The organism is Phytopseudomonas seleniipraecipitans (genome assembly GCF_900102335.1).
GTDB lineage: Bacteria > Pseudomonadota > Gammaproteobacteria > Pseudomonadales > Pseudomonadaceae > Aquipseudomonas > Aquipseudomonas seleniipraecipitans.
Genome location: NZ_FNBM01000013.1, coordinates 36,897 through 54,326 on the forward strand (window position 1 = coordinate 36,897; position 17,430 = coordinate 54,326).

The 17,430-nt window shown below is 61.9% G+C and carries 19 protein-coding genes and 2 pseudogenes; 11 read left to right on the forward strand and 10 right to left on the reverse strand.

Translation table 11 applies throughout. From position 1 onward, the window contains the following. Window positions 1-3 precede the first annotated feature (3 nt). From BLS60_RS20880 to BLS60_RS20890, 3 genes are all read right to left on the reverse strand, one after another. Window positions 4-870 carry a DMT family transporter gene (locus tag BLS60_RS20880; protein WP_070882982.1) on the reverse strand — a complete coding sequence of 289 codons (867 nt, stop codon included), beginning with the start codon at window positions 868-870 and terminating at the stop codon, window positions 4-6. Beyond that, complete coding sequence (locus BLS60_RS20885; protein WP_070882983.1) at window positions 867-1,202, reverse strand: tRNA-binding protein; 336 nt, start codon at window positions 1,200-1,202, stop codon at window positions 867-869. Before BLS60_RS20885 ends, BLS60_RS20880 begins: the two co-directional genes overlap by 4 nt. Before the next feature lie 67 nt (window positions 1,203-1,269). Further along, window positions 1,270-2,028: a helix-turn-helix transcriptional regulator gene (locus BLS60_RS20890; protein ID WP_092371979.1), complete on the reverse strand. Its 759-nt coding sequence runs from the start codon at window positions 2,026-2,028 to the stop codon at window positions 1,270-1,272. 175 nt (window positions 2,029-2,203) lie between these two features. On the opposite strand from BLS60_RS20890, the gene BLS60_RS20895 reads away from it, so the two are divergent. Continuing rightward, a complete protein-coding gene (locus tag BLS60_RS20895) occupies window positions 2,204-3,028 on the forward strand; it encodes a UDP-2,3-diacylglucosamine diphosphatase (protein WP_092371981.1) in 825 nt (274 codons plus the stop codon). Further along, window positions 3,025-4,068: a glycosyltransferase family 4 protein gene (locus tag BLS60_RS20900; protein WP_092371983.1), complete on the forward strand. Its 1,044-nt coding sequence runs from the start codon at window positions 3,025-3,027 to the stop codon at window positions 4,066-4,068. Before BLS60_RS20895 ends, BLS60_RS20900 begins: the two co-directional genes overlap by 4 nt. A 33-nt stretch (window positions 4,069-4,101) precedes the next feature. On the opposite strand, the gene BLS60_RS20905 is transcribed toward BLS60_RS20900, so the two are convergent. The 3 genes from BLS60_RS20905 to BLS60_RS20915 form a co-directional block, all read right to left on the reverse strand. Then, window positions 4,102-5,490, reverse strand: a complete 1,389-nt coding sequence (locus BLS60_RS20905) for an adenylate/guanylate cyclase domain-containing protein (protein WP_092371984.1) — start codon at window positions 5,488-5,490, stop codon at window positions 4,102-4,104. Window positions 5,491-5,638: 148 nt separating this feature from the next. Further along, window positions 5,639-5,953, reverse strand: a complete 315-nt coding sequence (locus tag BLS60_RS20910; RefSeq protein ID WP_092371986.1) for an Mpo1-like protein — start codon at window positions 5,951-5,953, stop codon at window positions 5,639-5,641. Window positions 5,954-6,055: 102 nt separating this feature from the next. Then, on the reverse strand, window positions 6,056-7,510 hold the full coding sequence (locus tag BLS60_RS20915) for a TrkH family potassium uptake protein (protein ID WP_092371989.1): 1,455 nt from the start codon (window positions 7,508-7,510) through the stop codon (window positions 6,056-6,058). Window positions 7,511-7,689: 179 nt separating this feature from the next. Between BLS60_RS20915 and BLS60_RS20920 the strand changes: the two genes are divergently transcribed. Next, complete coding sequence (locus BLS60_RS20920) at window positions 7,690-8,061, forward strand: YkgJ family cysteine cluster protein (protein WP_083328726.1); 372 nt, start codon at window positions 7,690-7,692, stop codon at window positions 8,059-8,061. Between the two features lie 226 nt (window positions 8,062-8,287). Then, a complete protein-coding gene (locus BLS60_RS20925) occupies window positions 8,288-8,854 on the forward strand; it encodes an NAD(P)H nitroreductase (RefSeq protein ID WP_092371991.1) in 567 nt (188 codons plus the stop codon). A 205-nt stretch (window positions 8,855-9,059) separates the two neighbouring features. On the opposite strand, the gene BLS60_RS20930 is transcribed toward BLS60_RS20925, so the two are convergent. From BLS60_RS20930 to BLS60_RS20945, 4 genes are all read right to left on the reverse strand, one after another. Further along, window positions 9,060-10,391: a sensor histidine kinase gene (locus BLS60_RS20930; protein ID WP_092371993.1), complete on the reverse strand. Its 1,332-nt coding sequence runs from the start codon at window positions 10,389-10,391 to the stop codon at window positions 9,060-9,062. A 90-nt stretch (window positions 10,392-10,481) separates the two neighbouring features. Then, the gene (locus BLS60_RS20935) at window positions 10,482-10,889 is read right to left on the reverse strand and encodes a Spy/CpxP family protein refolding chaperone (RefSeq protein ID WP_092371995.1); all 408 of its coding nucleotides are present in this window, start codon (window positions 10,887-10,889) and stop codon (window positions 10,482-10,484) included. Between the two features lie 245 nt (window positions 10,890-11,134). Continuing rightward, on the reverse strand, window positions 11,135-11,818 hold the full coding sequence (locus tag BLS60_RS20940) for a response regulator transcription factor (protein WP_092371997.1): 684 nt from the start codon (window positions 11,816-11,818) through the stop codon (window positions 11,135-11,137). Between the two features lie 22 nt (window positions 11,819-11,840). Further along, complete coding sequence (locus BLS60_RS20945) at window positions 11,841-12,140, reverse strand: YciI family protein (RefSeq protein ID WP_070882994.1); 300 nt, start codon at window positions 12,138-12,140, stop codon at window positions 11,841-11,843. A gap of 107 nt (window positions 12,141-12,247) precedes the next feature. Here BLS60_RS20945 and BLS60_RS20950 point away from each other — a divergent pair, with 107 nt between their 5' ends. From BLS60_RS20950 to BLS60_RS20980, 7 genes and pseudogenes are all read left to right on the forward strand, one after another. Beyond that, window positions 12,248-13,111: a PHP domain-containing protein gene (locus BLS60_RS20950; protein ID WP_092371999.1), complete on the forward strand. Its 864-nt coding sequence runs from the start codon at window positions 12,248-12,250 to the stop codon at window positions 13,109-13,111. Between the two features lie 12 nt (window positions 13,112-13,123). Continuing rightward, on the forward strand, window positions 13,124-13,753 hold the full coding sequence (locus tag BLS60_RS20955; protein ID WP_092372001.1) for an L-threonylcarbamoyladenylate synthase: 630 nt from the start codon (window positions 13,124-13,126) through the stop codon (window positions 13,751-13,753). A 1-nt stretch (window position 13,754) separates the two neighbouring features. Continuing rightward, window positions 13,755-14,609: a segregation and condensation protein A gene (locus BLS60_RS20960; RefSeq protein WP_092372003.1), complete on the forward strand. Its 855-nt coding sequence runs from the start codon at window positions 13,755-13,757 to the stop codon at window positions 14,607-14,609. A gap of 47 nt (window positions 14,610-14,656) precedes the next feature. Next, window positions 14,657-15,469, forward strand: a complete 813-nt coding sequence (gene scpB, locus BLS60_RS20965; RefSeq protein ID WP_092372005.1) for an SMC-Scp complex subunit ScpB — start codon at window positions 14,657-14,659, stop codon at window positions 15,467-15,469. Then, window positions 15,466-15,645, forward strand: a pseudogene (locus BLS60_RS20970) (DUF1289 domain-containing protein). Before scpB ends, BLS60_RS20970 begins: the two are co-directional and overlap by 4 nt. Window positions 15,646-15,785: 140 nt before the next feature. Continuing rightward, window positions 15,786-16,967 (forward strand): 23S rRNA pseudouridine(2605) synthase RluB, encoded by a 1,182-nt coding sequence (rluB, locus tag BLS60_RS20975; protein WP_092372007.1) that lies wholly within the window; start codon window positions 15,786-15,788, stop codon window positions 16,965-16,967. A gap of 136 nt (window positions 16,968-17,103) precedes the next feature. After that, a pseudogene (locus BLS60_RS20980) lies at window positions 17,104-17,430 on the forward strand (IS3 family transposase); the annotation flags it as partial.

Here is a 17,430-nt window from a genome sequence, read left to right on the forward strand (position 1 = left end):
CTGCTAGGCCGTCTTCGGCAGCTGGTTGGCACTGCCGAGCAGGGCGTTCAGGCTCACTGCGGCGATGATCAGGCTGCCGCCTGCGAGCATGCCCAGCGTCGGCGTCTGGCTGAACAGCAACCAGGCGAAGCTGATGCCGTAGACCGGCTCCAGGGCGAAGATTACCGCTGCATTACGCGCCTTGACGACCCTCAAGCTGGCCACCAGCAGGCTGTGCGCGATGCCCGTGCAGAACACGCCGAGCAATGCCAGCCACAGCCACTGGGGCACAGTCAGGGTCTGCAGGGTCGCGCTGGCAAATGGCAGGGAGCAGGCCAGCGCCACCAGGTTCTGACCGAGCGCAACCTGAATGGGATCGATCCGCCTGGAGAGGGCCCGGCCTAATAGCGACAGCAGGGCGAACAGCAATCCTGAAAGGATGCCCAAGATCAGCCCTTGCGTGGCGCCATCGCCAAGATCCAGAGCTGGCGCGACCAGCAGCAAGCCGATACTGACCACAATCACCATCAGGTACTCGAGTGGCCGTGGACGCTCACCCAACAGGACTTCCAGCACCACGGTGAACGCCGGGAAGCTGGCGAACCCCAGCGTGGCAATCGCGACCCCGGCCACCCGCACCGATTCGAAGAACGTCAGCCAGTGGGCAGCCAGCAGCAAGCCGCCAAGGACCAGCCATGGCAGGTGTCGGCATGCGACGCGTAGCGGTCTGCCGAGCACTGCGAGAAACAGTCCAAGGGCGAACACGGCGAACACGGCGCGGCCACTGACGATAGCCATCGGCGTGGTGCCCGCCAGTTCACCAAAGATGCCGGACAGGCCAAACGCCAGCGCGCCCACATGCAGGCCAAGCAGGGCGTTGCGCGGGCTCATGCCAGGCGTGCGCCATTGGGCAGCGGCTTGTCGAAGCCGGCCAGAACGACCTTGCCGTCGCTGTCATAAACGCCGGTCACCAACACCTCAGAGCGCACACCAGCGATCCGCTTGGGGGCGAAGTTGCACACGCACAGCACCTGACGACCCACTAGTTCTTCGGCACTGTAGTGGGCTGTGAGTTGCGCGCTGGAGGTACGGATACCGAGCTCGCCGAGGTCTACCTGCAGCACATAGGCGGGTTTCAAGGCCTTTTCGTTGGGGGCTGCGCTGATCAGCGTGCCGACGCGCAGGTCGACGCGTTCGAAGTCCTGCCACTCGATGATATGCATGACGAATCTCCTGTTCTGGCCGCAACTGTAATGGGCCTGAACAGGTTCAGCTGTCGCGTGACTGGCGTTATTTGTCGCGAGGCTGGCGCTCGCGTAGTGCTTTGGGGGTTTCGCCGAAATGTCGGGATAGCGCGGCGGTGAAGGCGCTTTGCGAAGCGTAGCCAACTCGGGCGGCGATCTCGCCGACGCTCAGGCGACTGTTGTGCAGCAACTGGCGACCGAGACGCAGGCGCTTGTCGCGCACGTAGGCCATCGGCGTGTTGCCGGTTTCTTCGACGAAACGATGGTGAAAGCGTGCGGCAGAGAGACCGGCGATGCGCGCCAGATCCACCACCTGAATCGGGTAGGCGGCGCGCCGCTCGATATAGGCATCCAGTCGCGCCAGCGGCAGGCCGCCGGTAGGGCGCGTATCGGTATCGAGGCTGAGGGCGGCAAGCAGCAGGATCGAGCCTTGCTGTGCGACCAGCGGATCATTGATCGGGCTGGCCGCCAGCCAATTGACCAGGCCGCTCTGGACCACTGATAAATCCATGGCCAGCGGGGCCTCCAGCAATCGACGGCTGCAGTCGGCATGGCTGCCCAGGTGCTGCTGCAGCCAATCGCTATCGGGCACGTCGAGTACCAGGCATTCGCTGCCATCACGGCTGTCGCAAGCGTGACGTGCACCGGCAGGCACTACCACGAGGGTCTGCCGGCTGATACGACTGCCCAGCCCCGCGACCTCGAACTGCAGGTGGCCGCTCAGGCCGAACACCAGTTGGGCATGCTCATGCTCATGGCAGACAATGTCCTGATGGTAATGGCGCACTGACAAGAGCGGTGACATGCTGAAACTCCTCGACGGTCGCCGCAGTTTACTCCGCGAGACTGCGTTTGAAACGCTGCGTCGATGTCGTTCAGGGAAGGCAGGTGTCCCGGTTGTCATCGAATCGCCATGCCCCGTTCACAATCATTTCACCGCATTCGCGCAAGCTCGGCCGAAATCTGCCGGAGAACGCCCGATGAGCATTGCACAACTGGTAACGCCGAGCCGCAAGCAACGTGTCCGCACACTGTGGATTTCCGATGTGCACTTGGGCACACGTGATAGTCAGGCAGAGCACCTGGCGGCTTTCCTCAAGCGGTACCAGGCTGAGCGCATCTACCTGGTGGGCGACATCATCGATGGCTGGAAGCTGCGTGGCGGCATCTACTGGCCGCAGGCTCACACCAATGTGATCCGCCGTCTGCTGACCATGAGCAAGCGCGGTACCGAAGTCATCTACGTGACCGGCAACCATGACGAGTTTCTGCGCCGCTACTCGAAGCTGCTGCTGGGCAACATTCAGCTGGTCGACGAAGCCGAGCACGTAACCGCCGATGGCCGACGTCTGCTGGTCATCCATGGTGACCAGTTCGACGTGATCACCCGTTATCACCGCTGGCTGGCGTTTCTCGGTGACTCGGCCTACACCTTCACCCTTGTGCTTAACCGCTGGCTCAATCACTGGCGTCGCCGTTACGGTTACGGCTATTGGTCGCTGTCCGCCTACCTCAAGCACAAGGTCAAAAGCGCGGTGAATTTCATCAGCGACTTCGAGGAAGCCATCACCCACGAATGCGCGCGCCGCGGCTTCAATGGCGTGGTGTGCGGGCATATTCACCATGCCGAAATCCGCAAGCTCGGCGATGTCGAGTACCTCAATTGCGGCGATTGGGTGGAGTCCTGTACTGCGTTGATCGAGCATCCGGACGGTCGGATCGAGCTGTACCGGCTGGCCGAGGAGCAGGAGCGCCTGGCCCAGCTAGAGGCTGACAAGATAGCGGTTATCGAGCCGGCGGCATGAAGCTGCTGATCGTCACCGACGCCTGGGCGCCCCAGGTGAATGGCGTGGTGACTTGCCTGCAGGCGTTGGTCGGCGAACTGCGTGGGCTTGGGCATCAGGTCAAGGTGCTGTCGCCGGAAGCATTCCGTTGCGTGCCTTGTCCGAGTTATCCGGAAATTCCGCTGGCTTGGAACCTGTGGCGCGTCGGTGCTGCGATCAAGGAGTTTTCGCCTGATGCCGTGCATCTCGCCACCGAAGGGCCGCTGGGGTGGGCAGCGCGGCGCTGGTTGCTGCGGCGAGGGCTGGCGTTCTCCAGCGCCGTGCACACGCGGTTCCCCGAATACCTGACGGCCCGTTGCCACTGGCTCCCGCTTGGCCTCGGTTATGCCTACCTGCGGCGCTTCCATCGTCCTAGCCAGGCGGTACTGGTGAGTACTGAGCGGATGCGCGAAGAGCTTGCGTCGCATGGGCTGCAGTGCCTGATGCCTTGGCGCAAGGGCGTCGATACCCATGTGTTCGCCCCTAGAGCTCAAACAACCGCACCGGTGAAAGCAGTGTTTCTGTACGTTGGGCGCATCGCAGCGGAGAAAAACCTGCAGGCATTTCTCGCGCTGGATTTTCCGGGCGAGAAATGGATGGTAGGTGACGGGCCGCAGCGTCATGCATTGCAGCAGGCACATGCTCAGGTGAAGTTCTTTGGCTACCGCCATGGCGAGGAGCTTGCCGACTTCTATCGTCGTGCCAGCGTGCTGGTATTCCCCTCGCTGACCGATACCTACGGCTTGGTGATGCTTGAAGCCCAAGCCTGCGGAACGCCGGTAGCAGCATTTGCGGTACCTGGCCCGCTGGATGTAATAGTGCCAGGTATCACGGGCGTGGTTGGCGATGACTTGGCTCAGGCGTGTCTGGCTGCGCTGGAGCTGGATCGCGCACGCTGTGCTGAAAGGGCGGGGCGGCAATCCTGGCGCGCATCGGCTGTCGAATTTCTCGCCTGTCAGCCGCTGCTCAACGGTGAATCACCAGGAATCGATCTGCCCGCCCAGGCTGCGCGCGGTTTTTGACCGCGAGCAGCCCCCGGGAGGCACACATCCTGATCACATGATGATTTTGTCGCGCAGCTTCTCGGCAGCCTGTTCCAGGGCCTGGATAACTCGCTCCTGGTCAAAGTTCTGGATGCCGTTGGTATCCAGATACATGGAGAAGCCAGGCAGTTCGTGTTCGAGGAACGTGGAGCTGGCTCCCAAGTCGCGACGGAAATCCACCACCTGATAGATCTGCACCGGGCGGGTAAAGCCCTTGACGTTGATCTGGCCCTTGTCGCGACACATGATCACGTCCTTGACCAGCGAGTAGGTCTCGTGGGAAATCAGAATTTCGCCCGCTTCTGCGGCGCTTTCCAGGCGGCTGGCCAGGTTTACGTCGCGGCCGATGATGGTGTAATCCATGCGTGTATCGGCACCGAAGTTGCCGACCGTGCAATAGCCAGTGTTGAGACCCATGCGAATTTCCAGCGGCTTGGTGATGCCCTGGGCCCGCCAATGCTGGCGCAGCACTTTCATGTGCTTGCGCATGGCGATCGCCATCGACACCGCCGCCATGGCGTCTTTCTTGGCACCTTGGCTGCTCGGGTCACCGAAGAACACCATGACGCTATCGCCAATGAATTTGTCGATGGTGCCGCCGAACTTCATGCAGATCTTCGACATCTCGTTCAGATAGGTGTTGAGCAGGTCGGTCAGCGCTTCGGCCTCTAGCTCCTCCGAAAGCTCAGTGAAGCCGCGGATATCCGAGAAAAATACCGTGAGCTTCTTGCGCTGGGTTTCCAGGCGCACGTGCTTCTTGCCACTGAAGATCGACTCCCATACCTGGGGCGACAAGTACTTGGCCAGGTTGCGCGCCAGCCGTGCGGCTTTTTCCTGCTCGCCTTTTATCTCGATACGTATCTGGCTCAGGCGGATGCTTTGTTGATGCAGGTAATAGGCGTTTATGCAGATATACAGCGTGGCGAACAGGATGCTGACCAGGTCGACCAGGGCTGGCGTTTCCGGTACCACCTGCACCTCGATCAGCGATGCTGTCAGCAGCGTAGCGCTGAAGGCCACCAGCAGCGCGAGGCACAGGTTGCGCAGGCCGCCGATGATCAAGGCGCTGAAGGTCAGGGCGAGCAGACCCATCATGCTCGGTACGACCGAAAACCCCAGCAGCGCCGCCGCGGCCCCGCAGTGCAAGGCATCAAGAAATAGCAACGACAGCAACGTGTAATGCGGGCGATCCAGCCGGAAGCGTTCGCTTACCCAATACGCAAGGTGCGGATAGAGCAGCGCATACGGCACCAGCCAGAGCAGGGTGTGACTGAACACATTGGCGTAGTTGCCAGCTGCAACGCTGGCCGCCAGCATAAGATAGGCCACTACCCGCGAATAGTATTCACGGACCGGCGCCTTTGGCAGCGAGGTCGGATGCGGTGATCGAGTTCCATTCATGCTTGGGTGAAGGTTTCCTGCCGAGAGTCCGACTGCATCACTGAACGCCAGTGGAAAATGACGTGGGAACAGGAGTCAGCGCAAATCGCGATCATATACGCTGAAACCAGAACCGGCAAAGCCAGGGAGGTGTCCTCCCGCTGCTGTTTTAAAAACGAACTCGTCCGGTCAGGACGTCTTTGAATATCACCCAATCACCCATGAGTGAATACAGCGGATATTGAAAGGTGGCCGGCCGGTTGCGCTCGAATATGAAATGGCCCACCCAGGCGAATCCGTAGCCAATAACCGGCAACGCTAGCAGCCAGAGCCATTGCTGGCTGACCAGCACATAACCGACCACGACCAGTATCAGCAGGCTGCCGGCATAGTGCAGGCGCCTGCAGGTCGGGTTGCTGTGTTCTTGCAGGTAGTAGGGGTAGAACTCGGCAAAGCTTTTGAAACGCTGCGGCTGAGTGCTCATCGACACGCTTCCTGTTGTTGTTATGTCAGGCAGTCTAAGTCGCTTTCGAGTACGCGTGGCGTCCGGTCGTCTCTCTCTGCAAGCCGCTTGGAGCCGCCGCCGTCAATGCCGCCAGAAAGCCGGCATCAGCAGCACCAGCACCGTGAGGATTTCCAGGCGACCCAGCAGCATGCCGAATGTCAGCAGCCATTTGGCTACATCCGGCAGGCTGCCGTACGTACCGGCCGGACCGATGATCGGACCCATGCCGGGGCCGACGCCAGCAACCGTGCTGGCAGCGCCGCTCAATGCCGTTATCCAGTCCAGGCCACACAGCGTAAGCCCCAGTGCCAGCACCGCGATGGTGATGGTAAAAAAGAATGAGAAGGTAAGAATCGAACGCACGATGTCTTCATCGAGGCGGTGGCCGTTGTAGTGCTGCTTGATCACCGCCCGTGGGTGCACCAGCTGCATCAGGTTGGCCTTGAGCAGGATATAAGCGACTTGAAAACGGAAGATCTTCAGCCCGCCGGTGGTTGAGCCGGAGCAGCCACCGATGAAGCCCAGGTAGAAGAACAGCATGCCGGCGAAACCGCCCCACAGCGAGTAGTCGCCGAGTGCGAAGCCGGTGGTGGTCATGATCGACGTGCTGTTGAGGGCAACATGGCGCAGTGCATCGAGCCAGTGCAGGTCGGTAGTCAGCCAGTACCAGGTACCCAGAGCCAGCCAGGTGCCAATCAGAATTGCCAGAAAGCCGCGCACCTGGTGGTCTCGCAACACAGCGCCATAATTGCCGCGCAGGGTCGAGACGTAGAGCACGAAGGGCAGGCTGCCGAGGATCATCAACACCACGGCGACCCAGTGCACGGCGGGCTGTTTCCACTTGCCCATGGATAGATCAGAGGTGGAGAAACCGCCGGTCGAGATCGACGACATCGCATGGTTGATGGCATCGAACAGGCTCATGCCAGCCAGCCAGAAGCCCAGGCAGCCGAGCAGGCTGATGCCCAGGTAAGCCACCACCATGTACTTGGCGACCATGTGCGAACGCGGCATGACCTTGTCCGAGCGATCCGAGGACTCGGTCTGGAACAGGCGCATGCCGCCGATGCGCAGCATAGGCAGAATTGCCACGGCCATGGCGATGAAGCCGATGCCGCCAAGCCAGTGCAGTAGCGAGCGCCAGATCAGGACGCCGGGAGACATGTTGTCCAGACCGGTCAGTACGGTGGCGCCCGTGGTGGTGATGCCTGACATGCTCTCGAAAAACGAGTCGGTGTAGCTCATGTGCTGGGTGAACATGAACGGCAGTGCCGAGAACATGCAGACCATCAGCCAGCTGGAAACCGTCAACAGGTACATGTCTCGCGGGCGCAGGTGAGTTTCCTTCGGGCGGCCGCGGGAGATCATCGACAGACCGATAAGGAACGTGGTCAGGCTTGCCCAGAGAAAGGGTGACAGTTCCGCTGAGCGATCGAAGGCCACTAGCGTGAACATCGGAACGGTCATGGCGATGGAGAGGGTGATCAGGAAAATGCCGTTGACGAAGGCAATGAATCTAAGGGTCGGCCAGTCCATCGGTTTTTTCCGCGAAAAAGTGGCGCCATTCTACCTTCGCCATGGATGCTGTAAACCTGAACCATGCCGGCTGCGATGCGGCGCGTTAAAAGGTGCCCGGCCCGCTTTACAACGTCAGCGCGGTGAATAATATATGCCCTCAGGTGCCGGCCCTTGCTTGCCGGTTTCTGAGTGAAATCATGTCCAGCCATAATCCTTGTCTTACGTGCGGCGCCTGCTGCGCGCATTTTCGTGTGTCCTTTTTCTGGGGCGAGTGCCAGTCGGCAGGCGGCAGCGTGCCGGATGATCAGGTGATTCTGATTACGCCACATCGTGTCGCCATGCGCGGCACCGAGGCCAAGCCCTCGCGCTGCACGGCCTTGCTTGGCGATGTTGGTCAGGGTACGCGCTGTACGTTGTATGAGCAGCGCTCCAGTACCTGCCGTGAGTTCGAGGCGTCATGGGTAAACGGGGAGCACCAACCTCAATGCGATGCCGCCCGCCACGCTCATGGCTTACCCCCTTTGTTGCCAACAATGGAGCCGGAACTGTCGCCTGATCGCGTTGCCTAGCGGCCTAAGCGCGGTGCGAGCAACACGGCCTCTGCTTTTTTGTAGCCTGGGTCGAACGCAGCGACACCGGGGGAATCCTCCAGGAGATCGCTACGCTCAACGCCAGGCTACGGACGGATGTGCGGTAAGGCTCGGTAGGCGCTGGCAGCCAGCGGATGTCAGGCGCGCTGCGCTGCTTCTGTCGCTTGGCTGGTAGAATCGCGGTTCTTTGTCTGGAGGTGAGCCGATGGATGCTCTCGATGCGCTGATCAACCGTGTTTCCGCTCCTCGCTTGATCGAGCCCGCACCCACTGCCGAGCAGCGCGAACAGTTGTTTCGTGCTGCGCTGCGTGCACCGGATCATGGCCAGCTGCGCCCGTGGCGTTTCCTCACCATCGAAGGTGACGGCCGTCATGCGTTGGGCGACTTGTTCGCCGAGGCGATAGCAGGCAAGTATTCCGAGGCGGACGAAGAGGCGTTGACCAAGGCGCGCAACATGCCGCTGCGCGCACCGCTATTGGTGGTGGTGATCGCCTGCGCACAGGAGCACCCGAAGGTGCCGGCGCAGGAGCAGGTTCTGGCAGCTGGCTGCGCGGCTCACGCGATCCTGCTTGCCGCTTATGCTCAAGGCATTGGCGGCGTGTGGCGCACCGGTGAGTTGTCCCATGATCCGATCGTGGATGCCGGTCTCGGTCTGGCGGACAACGAGCAGGTGATTGGCTATCTCTACCTGGGCACCCCGCAGCGTGAACTGCGTGTCGCGCCGCAAGCGGATATCGGCGCGTTCGTCAGCAGTTGGCCCCACAAGAACTAGCTGCTTGCTCACTGTCAGCCCGCGTTTCGGTGGATGCAGGCATCGCCTGATGCTTGCCTGACGAGTCCAGCGCTGCAACGCCTTTGAGGCAATGCGGACGATGAGGGCGCCTTCGCAACGCCCAGCGGCCGCTAGCGCACGCGGAAACGTGTAATGCAGCGTCCGGTGCATGGCCGCTGCGCTGCCCCGGCTCAGGCAGTGGCGATCAAGCCGGGTGCGCCGCGTCGTGAGGCAGGATGAGCTTGGCGCTGAAACCGCCGTCCGCGAGATTGTCCAGTTGCAGCCGGCCACCATGGCGCTCTGCGGCGCGCCGGGCGATGGCCAGGCCGAGGCCGTGACCGGCGGCGCTCTGACCCGGCGCGCGGAAGAACGGCTCGCCCAGTTGCGCAAGGTGCTGCTCGGCAACGCCGGGGCCGCGGTCGCGGACTTCCAGATACACCTCATCGCTACGGCGCACGACATTCAGCTCTATGGGCTGCCCTGCGGGGGTGAAACGCAGCGCGTTGCGCAGCAGGTTGTCCAGCGCCCGCTCGAGCATATCCGGCCAGCCCTGCAGGTGCATGCCGGGTTGCAGGGTGATGTCGAGTTGCTGCTCGGGATGGCTGAGCTTCACGTCCTCGCGCAGTTTGCCGGCCAGTTGCGCCAGGTCGATGGGCTGCGCCGAGCCAGGCTCGGCATCGAGGCGGGCGAGGGTGAGGATTTCGCTGATCAGGTCTTCCAAACGGTCGCATTCGCGAATCAGGCGTGGCCAGAGCTTTTCCCGTTCTGCAGGCTCGGCGCGTTCTGCCAGCGCCAAGGCAATGCGCAAGCGGGCAAGGGGCGAGCGCAATTCATGGGACACGTCGCGTAGAAGTTGGCGCTGGCTGCCGATAAGGTCTTGCAGGCGCGCACCCATGCGGTTGAAGTCGTTGGCCAGTACGCCAAGTTCATCACGACGGCTAGCCAGGCGCGCCAGGCTGTTTTGCTGATAGGTCGTTTGCCCGAGGTCGTGCACTGCGCCACGTAAACGATCCAGAGGGCGGGTGATGGAAAGCGTGAGCAGCAGGCTGAACAGCGTCAACACTACAAGTGCAATGCCCAGTGCACTCAGTGGCCAGAGCAGGCTACCGCGGTGCCAGGCATCCAGTTCCGGGTGCGGAATGCGGTAGATGAACAGATAGGTTTCGCCGCTTGTTGGGCTGGTGTAGTCGGTAGTAAGGCGTCGCCAGGGCAAGCGTCGTTCGCCCTCATTGCGTTCCTCGAAAGCGGCGGCGCGTGGTGGGAAAGTGCCACGAATCACCGGTTGGCCAGCTTCGGTCAGTACTTGGGTGTCGATACGAAAGCGCCGTTTGCGTTGTTCCAGCACATCCTGTGCTGCCCGCGCGCCGTCCGTCTCGTACGCCTGTACCCATTTCGCCGGCAGGTTTTCCAGGCCGGGGTGCTGGTTGAGAATCCAGGCGTCCTGATTCAGGGCACGCCCGAGCAGCATCGACAAGCCTGCCACCAGGGCGATGGCCAGCCAGAAGCTGCCAAATATTCGCCAGAACAATGAACGCACACAAACTCCTTGAACGGCAGAAGCCTGCGCCACGTGAGTAGCGCAGGCCTTGATGGGGGCCGCCTGCTGTTCAGGCGGCAGGCTGTGTAATCAGCCGGCTTTCTTGTGCTCGGCTTTCCAGGCTTCGAAGGCCTGGCGGTCGGCTTTGCGTTCTTTCATTTTGGCAGCCTGCTCATCGAAGGTCTTCTGCTGCTCGGGTGTCAGCAGGGCGCGGATGGCGGTCTGTTGTTTCTCACGCGATGCCTTGCGCTCGGTTTCCAGTGCCTGCTTGTCGGCTGCCGGCAGTTTATCCAGGTAGCGTTGGGTGAGTTCGCGATCGTTCTTGCGCTGCTCGCCCATCAGCTTGTGCACCTGGCGTTGCTGATCCTTGCTCAGGTCCAGCTGCTGAAAGAAGCGCGGGCCGTGATCACCGCCTGGACGATGGTCACCGCCGGGGGCTGCCATTGCCAGTGTCGGCAGGGTCATGGCGAGGAGCAGGGCGGTCATGGTCTTGCGCATGGTGTATCTCCTTGTCTCGAAACCGGCCAGTTGCCGGATGTGCCCAGATTAGGGATTCCAAGGTAAGGCGCGGTCAGCCAAGGTAAAGGCAGGGTAAAGAGATGCGGCGCTGTGTAAAGCGCTCAACAGTCTGCGGCGCGTCGGCCCTGCTGCGTTGAAGTCGGACCCCGAATGCTCATTTACCGCTAGCAAACTGCGCTTCTTCGCCTTGCCTGGCTCTAGCTTGCGAGACGTTGGATAGGCGCTCAGATAGCGTAGTAATAGCCGCGGCTGCGCAGGGCAATGATGCGCTGGCGGCCGTCCGCATGGGGGCCGATTTTCTTGCGCAGGTTGCTGACGTGCATGTCCAGGCTGCGGTCGTACAGGGTGAGCTTGCGGCCCAGGGCCAGTTGCGCGAGCACCTGTTTGTCCACCGGCTCGCCGGGTTGCTTGAGCAGGGCTTCTAGGACGCGACTTTCGGAAAGCGTCAGAACGATCTCCTGGCCGTCTGCGCCAAGTGCCGCCACGCCGCGCGCCGGGCTGAAACGCAGGTCACCCAGCTCCAGCTGGCTCGAAGTTGCCGGCGGCAAGCTGCGGCGTAGCACGGCGCGCAGGCGGGCGGTCAGCTCACGGGGATCACAGGGTTTGGCGAGGTAATCGTCCGCGCCCAGCTCCAGGCCGAGAATCCGGTCCAGCGGCTCGCCGCGAGCCGACAGCATCAGTACCGGCAATTCGGGGTGCTCGCTGCGCAGCTGCTTGAGCACCTCGAGACCGCTGCCATCTGGCAGCATCACATCCAGTACCACGGCGTCAGGGGCCGCTTGTGCCAACGCCTGGCGAGCGCTCTGCCCGTCGTGGCAGGCGGTGACCTGGAAGCCTTCCTGGGTCAGCCAACTGGCCAGCAGGTCACAGAGTTCGACGTCGTCGTCGATCAGCAGCAGATTGCTCATGGTAGGTGGTGACGATTCCCGATCAAGGCAGTACGTGTTTGAACGGTTTGACCACGATCTCGGCATACACGCCAGCATCGCGGAACGGATCGGCATTGGCCCAGGCCTTCGCGGCTTCCAGTGACTCGAATTCAGCGACGATCAGGCTGCCGCTGAAGCCGGCAGGGCCTGGATCGTTGCTGTCGATGGCCGGGTTGGGGCCGGCGAGAATCAGTCGCCCTTCAGTTTTCAGTTTTTCCAGGCGCTCCAGGTGGGCCGGGCGGACAGAAAGACGACGTTCCAGGGAGTTTTCCACATCGGTGGCGATGATAGCGTAGAGCATGTCGATCCTTGGGTTCGCAAACATTGGGAGAGAAAGCAGTGCGTGCCAGCAAGAATCCGCCAGCCGGGGCATAATAACAAACATGAATTGTCGGGAAAGCGCCCCTTATGCAGGTTGATCTTCACTGTCACAGCACCGCCTCGGACGGCGCCTTGCCGCCTGCCGAGGTAGTCGCGCGTGCCCATGGGCGAGGCGTGCAGATGCTGGCGCTGACCGATCACGACACCCTCGAAGGACTCGACGAAGCCAGCGCGGCGGCTGAGAGCCTGGGCGTGCGGCTGGTTAATGGCATCGAGCTGTCCTGCACGTGGGGCGGTGCGACCATCCATGTGCTCGGTTACGCCTTTGACCGTGATGCGCCAGCGCTGCTTCAGGCGATTGCCGACCTTCACCAGGGCCGCTGGCTGCGCGCCGAGGAGATTTCACTGCGCCTGGCACTCAAGGGCATGGAGGGGGCGCTCGAAGGCGCGCGCGCCATTCAGCTGGCTCAGGGCGAAAGCGGCAATGCCCCGGCGCGGCCCCATTTCGCCGAGTTTCTGGTGCGTGGCGGCTACGTCAAGGATCGCGCCGATGCGTTCCGCAAATGGCTGGGCTCCGGCAAGCTGGGCGACGTCAAGCAGCACTGGCCGACGTTAGATGAAACGCTTGAGACCCTGCGCCAGTCCAACGCATGGATCAGCCTGGCCCATCCTTGGCAGTACGATTTCACCCGCAGCAAGCGGCGCAAACTCGTCACGGCGTTCGCTGCAGCGGGTGGTCATGCCTTGGAAGTCGTCAATGGCATGCAGCCTGCGGAGCAGGTCGGTGGCCTGGCGATCCTGGCACGTGAATTCGGTCTGCTGGCCAGTGTCGGTAGCGATTTTCACGCGCCTGGCGATTGGTCGGAACTGGGCATGCACCGGCCGTTGCCTGATGATCTGTCACCCATCTGGACGCGGTTCGCCTGCGCCCCGTCTGCCGATGCCGTTTGAGAGCCTCTGACCATGAGCCAGTTTTTTCAGATTCACCCGGAGAGTCCCCAGGCCCGCCTGATCAAACAGGCGGTGGAAATCATCCGCAACGGCGGTGTCGTGGTCTATCCCACAGACTCCTCCTACGCCGTCGGTTGCGTGATGGGCGCCAAGAGTGCGCTGGAGCGCATCCGTCGCCTGCGCCAGCTTGATGACAAGCACAACTTCACCTTGGTGTGCCGCGACCTGTCGCAGCTGAGTACCTTCGCCAAAGTCGACACCGCAGCTTTTCGGCTGCTGAAGAACCACACGCCCGGCCCGTACACCTTCATCCTCAACGCTACGCGAGAAGTGCCGCGCATGCTGCTGCACCCCAAGCGTCGCACCATCGGTTTGCGCGTGCCCAATCATCCGATCGCTTCGGCGCTGCTGGAGGAGCTGGGCGAGACGATGATGAGCGTCAGTCTGATCCTGCCGGGCGAGGATCTGCCGATGAGCGATCCCTACGAAATGCGCCAGATCCTCGAACACCAGGTGGATTTGATCATCGATGGTGGTTTCGGCGGGTTGGAAGCGTCCACGGTGATCAGCCTGCTCGATGACGAGCCCGAGGTGATCCGCGTCGGTTGTGGCGACCCGTCTCCGTTTGCCGAGCAGCGCTGAGTTGACGACTGACACGGCCGCTTCCGTCGACAGCCAGGCCGGTGCCCAGCAGGAGCTGCCGTTCGCCTTGGTTTACGGCCAGGCGGTAACCGAACTGCCGGTGGATTTGTACATCCCCCCGGATGCCCTGGAGGTTTTTCTCGAAGCCTTCGAAGGCCCGCTGGACCTGTTGCTCTACCTGATTCGCAAACAGAACATCGATGTGCTGGACATTCCTGTGGCGGAAATCACCCGCCAATACATGGGCTATGTCGAGCTGATGCACAGCGTGCGCCTGGAGCTGGCCGCCGAGTACCTAGTGATGGCCGCCATGCTCGCCGAGATCAAGTCGCGCATGCTTCTGCCACGTTCCTCCGAGGCGCAAGAGGAGGAAGACGATCCGCGTGCCGAATTGATCCGCCGCTTGCTGGAGTACGAGCGTTTCAAGGCCGCAGCGGAAGGCATCGACACCTTGCCCAGGGTCGGTCGTGATCTTACCGTGCCGCGCGTCGAAGCCCCCCAAGCACGCGCGCGCAAGTTGTTGCCCGAGGTCAGTCTGCAGGAACTGCTGGTGTCCATGGCCGAGGTATTGCGCCGCGCCGACATGTTCGAGAGCCACCAGGTCAGCCGCGAGGCGCTGTCCACCCGCGAGCGCATGAGCGAAGTGCTGGAACGCCTCAAAGGCGGTGAATTCGTGCCCTTCGTCGAGCTGTTCACCGCCGAAGAGGGCCGCCTCGGTGTTGTGGTGACCTTCATGGCGATTCTCGAGCTGGTCAAGGAATCCCTTGTGCAACTGGTGCAGAACGAAGCCTTTGCCGCCGTGCATGTGCGCCTGCGCGTGGCGGGCGTTGAAGACGACGAGAGCGAGTTTGAATGAACTGCTAGACTCGCGCTTTTGCAGCCCTCTCGCGGTATGTCCTGACCATGAATCTGTCCGATCCCAAACAACTCGCAACTTTGCTCGAGGGCCTTCTGCTCGCGTCTGGCAAACCGCTGTCGTTCGAGCGGATCATGGAGTTGTTCGAGGAGACCGAGCGGCCGGAGCCCGATGTGTTTCGCAAGGCGCTGGCGATTCTCGGTGGCAGCTGTAAGGGGCGCGCGTTCGAGCTCAAGGAGGTGGCCTCCGGTTACCGCCTGCAGATCCGCGAAAACCTCTCCACCTGGGTCGGCCGGTTGTGGGAGGAGCGCCCGCAGCGCTACTCACGCGCGATGCTCGAAACCCTGGCGCTGATCGCCTACCGGCAGCCGATTACCCGTGGCGAGATCGAGGAGATTCGCGGCGTGGCGGTCAACAGCCAGATCGTCAAGACTCTGCAGGAGCGCGAGTGGATTCGCTTCGTCGGTTACCGCGACGTGCCCGGGCGCCCCGCGATGTTCGCCACCACCAAGGGCTTTCTCGATCACTTCAACCTGAAGAATCTCGATGAACTGCCGCCGCTGGCTGCGCTGCGCGAACTGGAGCCGGAGCCGATCCTTGCCGACGATGACGATCCCGCTGTACCGCAGAGCCTGCAGGCGCGCGCCGACCTTGCGTTGGGTGAAGAGCCCGGCGAAGCGGATGCCCGCTCGGAAACCAGCTTCGGCTCGCTGCTGGCGGAACTGGATGCCATGGAACAAGGCCTGAAAACCGATTTCGATGACCTGGCGCAAGCGGACGAAGAGCCGAACCGCGGCGACACTGAGGCTGTCTCACCTGCTGCAGATGATCCATCTGCCAGCCGTGAAGAGACCTCATGAAAGACCCCTGTATCAGCGTCTGCAAGTTCAGCGACAACATCTGCCTGGGTTGTGGCCGTAGCAAGGCCGAGATAAAGGCCTGGAAGAAACTCGACTAGGGTGAGCAGCGCCTGGTCATGGCCGAGGCGGACATGCGTCTGCTGGTGCTGGGCTCCAAGGCACGACGCAAGCGCTGAGCCGACCACCGGTAGCTGGACGCATCGCTCTCTCCAGCTATGCTCTGCGCCAGGTGCGCTGCCTGCCCGTTACGCGTATGATGCGCGCCCCTTCGACGACTTGATCGTCCCATCACCAGAGAACACCGGGAGGTGCCCAGATGAGTGAAACCGAAGAATACAGCCCCGCTGGCGAGAAACTGCAGAAAGTCCTGGCTCGCATGGGCCTTGCCTCGCGCCGCGAAATCGAATCCTGGATCAGTGCTGGCCGCGTCAAGGTCAACGGCAAAGATGCCACCCTGGGCCAGCGCGTCGACCTGCATGATGCTATCGCCATTGATGGCCGCGTGCTGCGCCGCGAAGAAGCGACGGAAAACCTGCGCCGCGTGCTCATCTACAACAAGCCCGATGGCGAGATCTGCACCCGTGACGACCCGGAAAAGCGCCCAACCGTGTTTGATCGCCTGCCACGTCCTAAAGAAGGCCGCTGGATCAACATCGGCCGTCTCGACATCAATACCACCGGCTTGCTGATGTTCACCACAGACGGTGAACTGGCCAACCGTTTGATGCACCCGTCCTACCAAATGGACCGCGAATACGCGGTGCGCGTGCGTGGTGAGGTCGACGAGGAAATGATCGAACGCCTGAAGGCCGGCGTGATGCTCGAAGACGGCCCGGCTAAGTTTACCGACATCAAGGAAGCACCGGGCGGTGAGGGCTTCAACCATTGGTACCACTGCGTGGTGATGGAAGGCCGTAACCGTGAAGTGCGGCGCCTGTGGGAATCCCAGGGGCTGGTGGTCAGCCGCTTGAAGCGCGTGCGCTTCGGCCCGGTGTTCATGACCTCCGACCTGCCGATGGGCCGCTGGCGCGAAATGGGCCAGCGTGAAGTTGACATCCTCAGCGAGGAAGTCGGCCTCAAGCCGGTCGCACTGCCGGAAATGAAGGAAAAGGCCCGCGACAAGCTGGACCGCCTGCAACGCAAGGCGGCCAAGCCGCTTGGCCGTGGTGAGCGTCCTGGCCGCACATTGCGCCCGGCTGCTGGCGGCGCTGCACCTGCGTCCAGCAGTGGCCGTGGTGCACGCGAGGAGCAAGGCGAGCGCCCAGTACGTGCGCCTCGCGCGCCACGTGGTGAAGGCCGTAGCGAGCCGTCGCGCGGCACGCCGGTGGCAGAGCGCCCACGTGATGTCGGCAAGAAGCCTGGCAAGCCACGTGGTGAGCGTCCCGAGTCAGGCGAGCGCGCACCGCGCAAGCCAGCCGATGCCGACAATCGCCGTGGCCGTCCGGCCGGCGAAGGTCAGCGTCCAGGCTTTGGGCGTGGCACTCGCAAACCGCAGTAACTGATTGCGTGGCGGCTCTGCGGAGCTGCCAGTAGCCACAAAAAAGGCCCCATTCGTATGAATGGGGCCTTTTTTGTGGGCCGTGTCCCGTCCTGAATAAGGTTTACACCTTCTACCTGAGAATCTGGAGATCTCGATGGAGCAAGGTGTTAAGCGTACGCAGCGTGATTACTCGCTGACTTTTAAATTGGCGGTGGTCGACCAGATCGAAAAAGGCGAGTTGACCTATACGCAGGCTCAGGAGCGCTATGGCATCCAGGGCCGCTCCACTGTTTTGGTATGGTTGCGTAAGCATGGTCGGCAGGATTGGAGTCAGGGGGCCTCGATTCGAGCCGACAGGAGCCAAGCCGTGACCGATCCTAAAAACTTGACGCCTGAGCAGCGCATCAAGGAGCTGGAGCAACAACTGCAGTTCATGAGCCAGAAGGCCCAGTTCTTCGAGGCTGTAGTCGATGTGCTGAAG

Coding starts and splice junctions, on each gene's coding strand:
- BLS60_RS20915 (WP_092371989.1), bottom strand. CDS start 7,510: ATGGACTGGCCGACCCTTAGATTCATTGCCTTCGTCAACGGCATTTTC.
- rluB (WP_092372007.1), top strand. CDS start 15,786: ATGAGTGAAACCGAAGAATACAGCCCCGCTGGCGAGAAACTGCAGAAA.
- scpB (WP_092372005.1), top strand. CDS start 14,657: ATGAATCTGTCCGATCCCAAACAACTCGCAACTTTGCTCGAGGGCCTT.
- BLS60_RS20925 (WP_092371991.1), top strand. CDS start 8,288: ATGGATGCTCTCGATGCGCTGATCAACCGTGTTTCCGCTCCTCGCTTG.
- BLS60_RS20895 (WP_092371981.1), top strand. CDS start 2,204: ATGAGCATTGCACAACTGGTAACGCCGAGCCGCAAGCAACGTGTCCGC.
- BLS60_RS20935 (WP_092371995.1), bottom strand. CDS start 10,889: ATGCGCAAGACCATGACCGCCCTGCTCCTCGCCATGACCCTGCCGACA.
- BLS60_RS20940 (WP_092371997.1), bottom strand. CDS start 11,818: ATGAGCAATCTGCTGCTGATCGACGACGACGTCGAACTCTGTGACCTG.
- BLS60_RS20910 (WP_092371986.1), bottom strand. CDS start 5,953: ATGAGCACTCAGCCGCAGCGTTTCAAAAGCTTTGCCGAGTTCTACCCC.
- BLS60_RS20900 (WP_092371983.1), top strand. CDS start 3,025: ATGAAGCTGCTGATCGTCACCGACGCCTGGGCGCCCCAGGTGAATGGC.
- BLS60_RS20950 (WP_092371999.1), top strand. CDS start 12,248: ATGCAGGTTGATCTTCACTGTCACAGCACCGCCTCGGACGGCGCCTTG.
- BLS60_RS20920 (WP_083328726.1), top strand. CDS start 7,690: ATGTCCAGCCATAATCCTTGTCTTACGTGCGGCGCCTGCTGCGCGCAT.
- BLS60_RS20955 (WP_092372001.1), top strand. CDS start 13,124: ATGAGCCAGTTTTTTCAGATTCACCCGGAGAGTCCCCAGGCCCGCCTG.
- BLS60_RS20905 (WP_092371984.1), bottom strand. CDS start 5,490: ATGAATGGAACTCGATCACCGCATCCGACCTCGCTGCCAAAGGCGCCG.
- BLS60_RS20890 (WP_092371979.1), bottom strand. CDS start 2,028: ATGTCACCGCTCTTGTCAGTGCGCCATTACCATCAGGACATTGTCTGC.
- BLS60_RS20945 (WP_070882994.1), bottom strand. CDS start 12,140: ATGCTCTACGCTATCATCGCCACCGATGTGGAAAACTCCCTGGAACGT.
- BLS60_RS20885 (WP_070882983.1), bottom strand. CDS start 1,202: ATGCATATCATCGAGTGGCAGGACTTCGAACGCGTCGACCTGCGCGTC.
- BLS60_RS20880 (WP_070882982.1), bottom strand. CDS start 870: ATGAGCCCGCGCAACGCCCTGCTTGGCCTGCATGTGGGCGCGCTGGCG.